The organism is Clostridium thermopalmarium DSM 5974 (assembly GCF_002995795.1).
Lineage (GTDB): Bacteria > Bacillota > Clostridia > Clostridiales > Clostridiaceae > Clostridium_H > Clostridium_H thermopalmarium.
In genome coordinates, this window is sequence record NZ_PVXN01000031.1 from 121546 (window position 1) to 131766 (window position 10221).

General features: G+C 30.4%; 11 protein-coding genes and 1 riboswitch. Of the genes, 8 read left to right on the forward strand and 3 right to left on the reverse strand.

What is annotated here, in order from left to right:
• The first annotated feature begins 36 nt into the window (after positions 1 to 36).
• The 3 genes from CPAL_RS06960 to map all read left to right on the forward strand — a co-directional run bounded on the left by CPAL_RS06960 (position 37) and on the right by map (position 3045).
• Positions 37 to 1308 (forward strand): uracil-xanthine permease family protein, encoded by a 1272-nt coding sequence (locus CPAL_RS06960; protein ID WP_061858288.1) that lies wholly within the window; start codon positions 37 to 39, stop codon positions 1306 to 1308.
• 148 nt (positions 1309 to 1456) lie between these two features.
• On the forward strand, positions 1457 to 1720 hold the full coding sequence (locus CPAL_RS06965; protein WP_061858289.1) for a YkuS family protein: 264 nt from the start codon (positions 1457 to 1459) through the stop codon (positions 1718 to 1720).
• A 458-nt stretch (positions 1721 to 2178) separates the two neighbouring features.
• Complete coding sequence (map, locus tag CPAL_RS06970; protein WP_061858290.1) at positions 2179 to 3045, forward strand: type I methionyl aminopeptidase; 867 nt, start codon at positions 2179 to 2181, stop codon at positions 3043 to 3045.
• 23 nt (positions 3046 to 3068) lie between these two features.
• On the opposite strand, the gene CPAL_RS06975 is transcribed toward map, so the two are convergent.
• Complete coding sequence (locus CPAL_RS06975) at positions 3069 to 3287, reverse strand: hypothetical protein (RefSeq protein WP_061858291.1); 219 nt, start codon at positions 3285 to 3287, stop codon at positions 3069 to 3071.
• 149 nt (positions 3288 to 3436) lie between these two features.
• Here CPAL_RS06975 and CPAL_RS06980 point away from each other — a divergent pair, with 149 nt between their 5' ends.
• The 4 genes from CPAL_RS06980 (at position 3437) to CPAL_RS06995 (ending at position 6981) form a co-directional block, all read left to right on the forward strand.
• Entirely contained in the window at positions 3437 to 4189 is a 753-nt protein-coding gene (locus tag CPAL_RS06980; protein WP_061858292.1) for a SprT-like domain-containing protein, read from the forward strand.
• 116 nt (positions 4190 to 4305) lie between these two features.
• Positions 4306 to 4419, forward strand: a riboswitch (SAM riboswitch).
• Between the two features lie 69 nt (positions 4420 to 4488).
• Positions 4489 to 5445 (forward strand): methionine ABC transporter ATP-binding protein, encoded by a 957-nt coding sequence (locus CPAL_RS06985; protein WP_061858293.1) that lies wholly within the window; start codon positions 4489 to 4491, stop codon positions 5443 to 5445.
• A gap of 5 nt (positions 5446 to 5450) precedes the next feature.
• Entirely contained in the window at positions 5451 to 6089 is a 639-nt protein-coding gene (locus tag CPAL_RS06990) for a methionine ABC transporter permease (protein ID WP_061858337.1), read from the forward strand.
• A gap of 64 nt (positions 6090 to 6153) precedes the next feature.
• The gene (locus tag CPAL_RS06995) at positions 6154 to 6981 is read left to right on the forward strand and encodes a MetQ/NlpA family ABC transporter substrate-binding protein (protein WP_106024316.1); all 828 of its coding nucleotides are present in this window, start codon (positions 6154 to 6156) and stop codon (positions 6979 to 6981) included.
• 107 nt (positions 6982 to 7088) lie between these two features.
• Here the strand turns inward: CPAL_RS06995 and CPAL_RS07000 are convergent, their stop codons facing one another.
• Entirely contained in the window at positions 7089 to 7979 is an 891-nt protein-coding gene (locus CPAL_RS07000) for a DMT family transporter (protein WP_061858295.1), read from the reverse strand.
• 241 nt (positions 7980 to 8220) lie between these two features.
• On the opposite strand from CPAL_RS07000, the gene CPAL_RS07005 reads away from it, so the two are divergent.
• Positions 8221 to 9141 carry a branched-chain amino acid transaminase gene (locus CPAL_RS07005; protein WP_106024317.1) on the forward strand — a complete coding sequence of 307 codons (921 nt, stop codon included), beginning with the start codon at positions 8221 to 8223 and terminating at the stop codon, positions 9139 to 9141.
• A 40-nt stretch (positions 9142 to 9181) separates the two neighbouring features.
• Here CPAL_RS07005 and CPAL_RS07010 read toward each other — a convergent pair whose 3' ends face one another.
• A complete protein-coding gene (locus CPAL_RS07010; protein ID WP_106024318.1) occupies positions 9182 to 9910 on the reverse strand; it encodes an HAD-IB family hydrolase in 729 nt (242 codons plus the stop codon).
• Positions 9911 to 10221 lie beyond the last annotated feature (311 nt).

A 10221-nucleotide genomic window follows, 5' to 3' on the forward strand; every position in this document is an offset into this window, starting at 1 on the left:
TTTTCTCCTTAGAATTACAAATAAGGAGGTATTTTTATGTCAGAAAATGTGTTAGCAAAAGAAAAGTCAAACTTAAAAGAGAGTGCAGCAACTCTAGAAGCGTTTAAGAAAGTCATTTTAGCACTTCAACATTTAGTAGCTATGTTTGGGGCTACAGTATTAGTACCTATCATTACAGGTTTTGATCCAACGGTATCACTTCTATCTGCAGGAGTAGGAACTCTTATTTTTCACGCATGCACAAAAAGAAAAGTACCAGTATTTTTAGGTTCATCATTTGCATTTATATCAGGAATATTAGCAGTTAAAGAAAAATTTAATGGAGACTTGACCTATGCACAAGGTGGTATAGTAGTAGCAGGTCTTATATATGTAATTATGTCTCTTTTAGTGAAAAAAGTAGGAGTTGAAAATATAAGAAAATATTTGCCCAATCAAGTAGTTGGTCCAATGATAATAGTAATAGGTATGACATTATTACCTACAGCTATTGATATGGCATCAGGTAACTTTATAATATCAGGTATTACATTAGCTTTAGCTCTATTAATAACCCTAAAAGGAAAAGGGTTTTTAAAACAACTTGCGATTTTAATTGCTGTGGTAGTAGGATATATAGTGTCTTTCAAATTTGGAATTGTGGATACAAAGGTAATTAATGAAGCCCCTATATTTGCAATACCAAACTTTACACTTCCTAAATTTGATTTAGGAGCAATTGCTGTAATAGCTCCTACAGTTTTAGCTGTGTTTATGGAACATATAGGAGATATAACTACCAATGGTGAGGTCGTAGGAAAAAACTTTATTGAAGATCCTGGTTTAAATAGAACTTTATTAGGAGATGGACTTGCAACTGCTTTTGCTGGATTTATAGGAGGACCTGCTAACACAACTTATGGTGAAAATACAGGAGTCCTTGCAATAACAAAGAATTATAATCCAGCCATACTCAGAATTACAGCAGTATTTGCAATAGTTCTAGGGTTTGTTGCAAAGGTAGGAGGAGTTTTAAGAAGTATTCCATCACCGGTAATGGGTGGAATTAGTATAATGCTTTTTAGTATGATATCGCTTATAGGAGTTAGGACATTAAAGGCGGATAATTTAAAATCTGATATAAAGAATATAATAATAATAGTATGTATAATAGTAATAGGCCTTGGGACAAGTTATCTTGAAAAGTTTGCAGGAATATCTATAGGAATTCCAGTAACTGAAAGTGTTAAAATAACAGGTCTAAGTTTGGCTGCTATAGTAGGAGTAGTTCTCAATGCAATACTTAATAAACCAACAGTAAATAAGTAAAATAAAAATATATTTATAAAAATTCTAAATTTTGCATCCGAAATTTATACTATTTTTAAAAAATGTTTTATTAAATAATAAATTTAATAAAAAGGGAAAAAATAAGTTTTGAGATACCTATATAAAATAACTTAAGAGGTGATGCAAAATGAAGAAAATAGCCATTGAAAGAGAACTAAGTAATATAGGGAATTTTCTTAAGAACGAAGGATATAACGTGCAAGAACTAGATACAAATATGAAATATAATTCTTCAGAACTTGATAAATTTGATGCTGTGGTCTTAAGTGGATTGAGTGAAGATGTAATGGGATTTCAAGATACCTTAACTTCAACTCCAATAATAAATGCAGAAGGAATGACAATAGAACAAATTAAAGAAGAAATTGATAAGATGACTACAAGAAGCTAACCCAAATTAAACCTTAGAAAATGTGCATTTTCTAAGGTTTAATTTTTTGTTAGTAAAACAAAGAAAAAGGACATGTGTGGGTTAATGTTTATTATGATAACAAAAATATCATCGTGGAAATTAAGGACAATAGTATATGGATTAAAGAAGATTTATCATTTATATTTGAACGACTTTGTAGAGGGGAAAAAACAGGCATGAAATCCAAGATAGTGGCATAGGTTTAACTATTGTTAAAAACACGTTGCTGCTTCATTTCATCATATAAAAAGAGTGATAATATTTATATATTCATAACAATTAGATAAATGCATTTAAAGAAAATTAATCTAATATTGTTGATTATATAAGCTGTATAATAAAGGAAATGTCACAAAATAACTTTTTGTTATTATTCAACTTTATTATATAGTGTTATAATATAATAATAGATTAAAATTTATATGGAAGGTGACTTAATGTATAGATTATCAAGAAATGACTTATGCTGGTGTGGAAGCGGTAAAAAATATAAGAACTGCCATCTTCATATGGACGAAAAATTAAGTTTTATGGAAAATGAAGGACTTATAGCTCCACCAAGAGAAATTATAAAAACTCCTGAGCAGATTGAGGGGATAAAAAAGAGCTGTGAGGTAACAAGGAAAGTACTAGATATGGTGGGAGAAAGAATAAAAGAAGGAATATCTACGGAAGAGATAAATACTTGGGTTCACAATTATACTGTAGAACTTGGAGCAACACCAGCACCTTTAAATTATATGGGATATCCTAAAAGCGTTTGCGTTTCTATAAATGAAGTTGTATGCCATGGTATACCTAGTAGTGATACAATATTAAAAAATGGAGATATAGTAAATGTTGACGTAACAAGTATATTAGATGGATATTATGGGGATGCTAGTAGAATGTTTATAATTGGAGAGGCTTCAGAAAAAGCTATTAAATTAGTGGAAACAGCGAAAGAATGCCTTTATATAGGCATTAAAGAAGTTAAACCATTTGCAACTATAGGAGACATAGGATACGCGATTCAAAAGTATGCTGAGGGAAAAGGATACTCTGTAGTTCGTGAATATGGAGGACATGGAATTGGACTAGAATTTCATGAAGAACCTTTTGTAGATCATTGCGGCAGGCCTCACACAGGTATGATTTTAGTTCCAGGTATGACATTTACAATTGAGCCAATGATAAACGAAGGAACATACAAATGTAAAGTTTTAGAAGATGGATGGACAGCAGTTACAGCTGATGGGAAATTAACAGCTCAATGGGAACATACCGTATTAGTTACAGAAGAAGGAGTTGAAATTTTAACCTAGAAGGATAGTCTTCTAGGTTTATTTCAGTGGTTGTTTATTATATTTTCGGCTTTGTCCATTTCATTTGGGAGCAAATCGTGTGGAATGAAATGCACTCCTAGAAATCTAGCGATTATGAATCTAGCGCATCCTAAATTGTCATCTAAGCAACATTTTAATTTATATGTTTTTAAAACTGGAGTTATATTAGAAAGCTTGTTATTGAAAAATGGGCAGTTTTTTAGAATCGGACAATTAGGCATATAAAACCTCCTTATAAGATTTATGTAAACATTTTATATGATAGAAATATTGTCCCTTATTATTTTATATGAGAACAAATAATAAATTATTTTTATTTTAATAATTTACTAAAAAATATTTTTAACAATCTAGGAATAAGGAATATTATATGAAAAAGAAGGAGCTAATTAAAATAATATATTTGGAAAGTGAGATAGAGAATAAAAGACATCTTCTCAGAAGTGAATTTATATATAGATCTAATAATATAAAACATGGACAAATTAGCAAAATATCAGCTGAAGATTTAGAATTACTGTTCAATTTATATGATAAGTATTTCTTTAATGATTATTTTAAGAAATTTTTTAAGGGAACTCTAGATTTTTCTTTATCTAAAAGAATGAGTAGAAGTGCTGGTAAGACTATTATTCCTAAAATAAATCCAATATTAGAAGAAGAGAAGCAAAGGTATGAAATTAGAATAGGAGTAACCTTTCTCTTTCAGTATTATGAGCTAGATAGAGAGAAAATAGTAGCAGGAGTAAAGACTGAAGATTCTCTTCACGCGCTGCTTATGGTTTTTGAACATGAAATTATTCATCTTATAGAATTTTATATATTTGGAAGTTCAAGCTGCAAGAATAAAAGGTTTAAAACAATAGCAAAAAATATTTTTAATCACAAAGATGTATATCATTCTCTTCCAACAAGCAGAGAAATAGTTCATGAAAGCTTAGGAATTAAAATTGGTGATAAGGTAAGTTTCTTACACGAAGAAGAGATTAAAAATGGAATAGTAAACAGAATAAATAAAAGAGCTACAATTATGGTGCTTGATAGCAGAGGAAATTACATAGATGGACAAGGAAATAGGTGCATTAAATATTATGTACCACTAAATAAAATAAGGAAAATATAAAAAGTTTAACATTTAATTTTTAGTATATATTAGGCATTTAACCAATGATAAAAATAAAAAAATTATTGACAACCTTTTTAAATAGGAATATAATTATAAACATCAAAAGTAAATAGAACTTATCAAGAGTGGTGGAGGGACTGGCCCAATGAAACCCGGCAACCAGTATATACTATGTTTTAGTGTATACAATGGTGCTAATTCCTGCAGCATAAGCTGGAAGATAAGGATGAACGGGACTTAATAAGACCTAAGGTATCCTTAGGTCTTATTTTTATAAGCAGCTAGGGGGGAGAACAATGATAGAAATAAAAAATGTTGATAAGTTTTTTGGTAAAGAACAAGTTTTATATAATGTAAGTCTTAATATAGAAAAGGGAGAAATATACGGAATTGTAGGGCACAGTGGAGCAGGTAAATCTACACTTTTAAGATGCATTAATGGACTTGAGGGATATGATTCAGGAAACGTAGTAGTAAAAGGAAAAGAAGTAAAGGAACTTAAGGAAAAAAAGCTAAGAGAATTTAGGAAAAATATAGGAATGATATTTCAAAACTTTAGTTTATTAGATAGAAAAAGTGTGTGGAAAAATGTGGCCCTTCCTATGGAAACTTGGGGTTATAGTAAAGAAGATATAAATAAGAGAGTAAAGGAACTTTTGGCACTTGTAGGTTTAGAAGATAAGGCACAGAGTATGCCAAAAGAACTTAGTGGAGGACAAAAACAAAGGGTTGCTATTGCAAGAGCTTTAACGCTTAAGCCAGAAATTCTCCTTTGTGATGAGGCTACATCAGCCTTAGATCCTAAGACTACTAAATCTATACTACAACTTTTAAAAGATATAAATAAAAGTCTCGGAATAACAATAATAGTAGTTACACACCAAATGGAGGTTGTAAAAGAAGCTTGTACAAAAGTTGCTTTAATGGATGGAGGCAGAGTTATCCAATCAGGAAAAGTGGAAGATGTCTTCTTAAATCCAAGCGAAGATTTGCAAAAACTTTTAGGAGAAGAAGAGGTACTTCCAGAGCAAGGAGTAAATATAAAGCTATTCTTTCCGAAGGAACTAAGTGAAAATTCAGTAATAACCGCTATGGCAAGGGAACTTAATATAGATTTTTCTATAGTATGGGGAAAACTTGAAAAATTTAGTGTAGGAGTACTCGGAAGCTTGGTAATAAACGTATCAGAATCTGATAAGGATAATATATGCAAATACTTAGATAAAAAACATGTTCATTGGGAGGTGCTTTAAATATGATAGCAGATATTATACTTCCAGCCTTAGGTGAAACTTTATTTATGGTTTTGATTTCTACTGCACTGGCAGTAATAGTAGGATTTATACCAGCAATTATTATGATAATTACAGCTAAGGATGGATTAAAACCAAATGAAACAGTGTACAAAATTTTAGACACAATAATAAACATTTTAAGATCTCTTCCTTTTATAATCCTAATGGTAGTACTTATACCAGTTACAAGATTTATAGTAGGTAAGTCCATAGGAACTACTGCAGCAATTGTTCCGTTGACAATAGGTTCAGCACCTTTTGTAACAAGAATAATAGAATCATCTTTAAGGGAAGTAGATAAAGGTGTTATAGAAGCTGCAAAGTCTTTTGGAGCTAGTACGTCACAAATTATATTTAAAGTAATGCTTCCAGAAGCACTTCCTTCTATTATATCAGGTATAACTCTTACAATTATAAGTGTAGTTGGATTCTCAGCTATGGCAGGTGCCATTGGGGCAGGAGGACTTGGAAATGTAGCAATAACTTATGGATATCAGATGTTTAAGCAAGATGTGTTAATAGCTACAGTTGTAGTTTTAATAATTTTGGTTCAAGTATTCCAAAGTATAGGAAATCTTATATATAGGAAAGTTAATAAGTAATTTAACTTATTTTAAAAGCAATAAGTATAAATTTTACTAAAACATTTAAGAGGGGGTTTTTTATATGAAGAAAAAAATATTATCAACAATTTTAGCAAGTATATTAGCTTTAGGAGCATTTGGGTTAACTGGATGTGGCAGCAATGGGGATGAAAAAACTGCTGAAAAAGCTGAGGAAAAGAAAACTATAACCATTGGAGCAAGTGCAACACCACATGCTGAAATATTAGAGAAAGTTAAGCCTATCTTAGAAGAGAAGGGATATAAATTAGATATTCAAGTATTTAATGACTATGTTATTCCCAATACATCAGTTGAACAAGGGGAACTGGATGCAAACTTCTTCCAGCATATTCCATACATGGAGAACTTCAATAAAGAGCATGGTACTCACTTAGCTTATGTGGCAAAAGTTCACATAGAACCTATGGGAATTTATTCAGAAAAAATAAAGGATTTAAAAGAATTAAAAGATGGCGCTACTATTGCAGTACCAAATGATCCAACTAACGAGGCAAGAGCTTTGAAACTTCTTGAAAAAGAAGGAATTGCAAAATTTAAAGATGGAGATTTAGTAACTAAACTAGATATTACCGACAATCCTAAAAATATAAAGATTGAAGAATTAGAAGCAGCTCAATTACCAAGAGTTTTGAAAGACGTTGATGCAGCTGTTATTAATACAAACTATGCATTATCAGCAAATTTAAATCCTACACAAGATGCTTTAGCAATTGAAGATAAAGATTCTCCATACGCTAATATTATTGCAGTAAAGGAAGAAAATAAAGGCAAAGAATACGTTAAAGATCTAGTTGAAGCTATAAATTCACCAGAAATAAAGAAATTTATAGAGGAAAATTATAAAGGAGCAATAGTACCAGCATTTTAAAATATAAAATATCAAAGGAAAAGTTAGATTTTGGATAAACTGGTAAAATTACATTTAAAAAAGATTTTAATTTAAAAATACTTAAGATGCACATTCAATTGTACATCTTAAGTATTCTCTACTTTTGTGCTTTTTTTCTCGTATGCTTTGCTGTTTTCAGCTGTAAAGGCTGAGAATAATATCAAAATTCCACCAGCAATCTGACATGTTCCCATAGATTCGTGTAAAAATATAGTACTAAAGATTAGAGCAGAAATTGGATCTAAATAACTTAACACAGCTGCATTCTGAACATTTATATCTTTTAAGGCTGAAAAATATAGAAGATAAGCCATAGCAGTATGTACTATACCTATGATTAATATAAAGATAAGGTTTTTGTAACTATCTACATGAAGTTCATGTCTAGATAGAATAAATGGAAGAAGTACAAGTGATGCAGCTGAGAGTTGAATAATTGTTCTTTCAAAGCCTGATAAGTCTTCAATATAATTATTAAATAGCATAACAGAAGCATATAAAGAGGCAGCTCCAAGGCCATAGCTAATGCCTTTAATATGGTTATAAGCAATGTTTGGAACATTACTTTGATTATTTAATATTAAAAACAAACCAATCATAGCACCTACTACTGACAAAAGTTTGCGAAATGTAAGCTTTTGCTTTAACACAATTGGAGACAGTAACACTACAAATACAGGTGCAAAATAATAGCTTAAAGTAGAATTTGAAATTGTAGTGAATTTGTAAGCTTGAAAAAGGAGCACCCAATTAAAACCAATAGCAATGCCAGATATAAATAAGATAATTAAGTTTTTCTTAGAATATTTTTTAAAGTTAGTTTTTTTAGTGACTAAGTTAGAAAGAATAAAAATAGTACTAGCAATTACTGCTCTTAAAAATGCGATTTCTATGGAAGGTAAGTTTATATTTTTGACAAAAAGACCCAGACTACCCCAAAGAACCATCGAGATTATAATTTTAAAACTAGAATTCATTTCTTAAGCCCCCTAATATTTTTTAATTTATATTATATAACATAAATATGGACAGGTAAATTTGATATTTAAATATAGAAATGATAGTTAGAAGATTTATTATTTATTACATAAAAAATGGTTGTGATATTATTATAAAGGTGATATAATAAACGTTAAACATTTATAACATAAAACTACACGATAATATTTAGGGGTAATTATTATCGAAATTTAGAGTAGTAATAAGGGGGTTATTTTTATGAATGAATCATTTGTATTTTATCAGGGGAAAATAGTAGAAGAAAAGGAGGTAAGTATAAGTATAAGGTGTAAGGCCTTCAATTATGGACTTGCTTGTTTTGAAGGAATTAGAGCTTATTGGGATGAAGAAAGTGAGCAATTGTATGCTTTTAGATTAAAAGAGCATTATGAGAGATTTCTTCAATCCTGTAAAACATTAAATATTAAATTACCTTATACTGTAGATGATCTTATTAAGGTTACTATTGAACTTCTGAAAAAGAACAATTTTAGAACAACAACATATATAAGACCTATAGCGTATAAAGGTGCTGATAAAATAGGACCAACCTTAGATGACGATGATGATAGAATAGTTATATATTGTCAGCCATTAGGAAGTTATACAGGAAAGTCCGAGCTTAAGGTTGCGGTAACTTCTTGGTCAAGAGTTGAAGACAATATGCTACCACCAAGAACAAAAGCTACAGCAGCTTATCTTAATTCAGGACTAGCTTCTTTAGAGGTTACCAGAAAAGGGTATGATGAAGCCATATTCTTGACAAGAAGTGGACATATTTGCGAAGGACCAGGAGAGAATATTTTCATGGTCAGAAAAGGTAAGCTTATAACACCACCTCCTTCAGATAATATATTAGAAGGTATTACAAGAGATACTGTAATGCTTCTTGCAAAAAATGAACTTGGTATAGAAGTAGTTGAAAGAAGTATTACAAGAACAGAGCTTTATGCAGCAGATGAATTATTTTTTAGTGGTACTGCTATGGAGGTTACTCCTATTATAGAAGTTGATGATAGAGTTGTAGGAAATGGGAAACCTGGAGAGATTTCAACTAAGATTAAGGAACTTTTCTTTGAAATTACTACAGGTAAGAATTCTAAATATGCTCATTTTTGTACACCTGTATATAAAAAATAAAATATAAAATTTAAAGAGATTGTGACTTAGCACAATCTCTTTAAATTTCTACAGAATCAGGAGTTAGAGTATAAATCATATCTTTTCTCTCCACAATAATTTTAGCTTTTTTTCTAGTGAATTCATCATTTTTTAATTCATGGACAAGTTCTCTAGTAGGATTCATAGCTATAGGATTTCCTACTAATTTAAGCATTGTAAAATCCCCAGCAGTATCTCCGTAGGCATAACTTGTAGATAAATCTATATCATATTTATCTACAAAATAGTCTATAGCTTTTTTCTTACTTTCTCTGTCCCACATAGGAATAATTTCACCTGTATAATGATGAGTTTCATCCATCAAGTATTTTGTTCCTATATAATCATCAAATCCATGCTTTAAGGACATTTCTCGAACCAACTCAATAGGACTTCCAGATATGGTTATGATCTTGTGACCTTGCTTTTTATGCCAAACGATTCTGTCACGAGTATAAGTATAAACTCTGTCACCTTTTTGCTTTATTACGTTTTTTGCAATAAATTCTACTTGAGTTCTGTGAAGACCCTTTACAGCTTCTATATATATATTTGCCATTTTTAAAAGATAGTCGTCATAATTTCCCATCCTTTTATCCCACTGTATATAATAATGTCTAACTTCATTATACCAGCGCTCAGATTCTATGATATCGGACTTTATAAATTTTTTAAAAATTTCCGTTATCATTCCTTCTCTATATAGGGTTCCATCTATATCAAAAAAGGCTGCAGTAACTTTTCCCATTTGTATATCTCCTTTCAATATTTTTTATGCCACTTATGTATGGTATTGAATGATTATACACCATAAATAGTTATTATGGAAGAAAAAAGTTAAGTTATAAGCAATTGAATTTTAAGTCTAAATTGCAATATTAAATGCAACACTTATTGAGAAAACCACGCATAATCTTTTAGTTGCAATTGTTAAGGGAAGGGTGGAGATTTTCGTAGAAAATACTACCCGACCTTGACAATGTAATTAATGATATAATTATCTTTGGCCTTTCGGCATAATTTGTCGAAAGGCCTCAGCTATAATTAATCATGTATATC

Coding starts and splice junctions, on each gene's coding strand:
- CPAL_RS06960 (WP_061858288.1), top strand. CDS start 37: ATGTCAGAAAATGTGTTAGCAAAAGAAAAGTCAAACTTAAAAGAGAGT.
- CPAL_RS06965 (WP_061858289.1), top strand. CDS start 1,457: ATGAAGAAAATAGCCATTGAAAGAGAACTAAGTAATATAGGGAATTTT.
- map (WP_061858290.1), top strand. CDS start 2,179: ATGTATAGATTATCAAGAAATGACTTATGCTGGTGTGGAAGCGGTAAA.
- CPAL_RS06975 (WP_061858291.1), bottom strand. CDS start 3,287: ATGCCTAATTGTCCGATTCTAAAAAACTGCCCATTTTTCAATAACAAG.
- CPAL_RS06980 (WP_061858292.1), top strand. CDS start 3,437: ATGAAAAAGAAGGAGCTAATTAAAATAATATATTTGGAAAGTGAGATA.
- CPAL_RS06985 (WP_061858293.1), top strand. CDS start 4,489: ATGATAGAAATAAAAAATGTTGATAAGTTTTTTGGTAAAGAACAAGTT.
- CPAL_RS06995 (WP_106024316.1), top strand. CDS start 6,154: ATGAAGAAAAAAATATTATCAACAATTTTAGCAAGTATATTAGCTTTA.
- CPAL_RS07000 (WP_061858295.1), bottom strand. CDS start 7,979: ATGAATTCTAGTTTTAAAATTATAATCTCGATGGTTCTTTGGGGTAGT.
- CPAL_RS07005 (WP_106024317.1), top strand. CDS start 8,221: ATGAATGAATCATTTGTATTTTATCAGGGGAAAATAGTAGAAGAAAAG.
- CPAL_RS07010 (WP_106024318.1), bottom strand. CDS start 9,910: ATGGGAAAAGTTACTGCAGCCTTTTTTGATATAGATGGAACCCTATAT.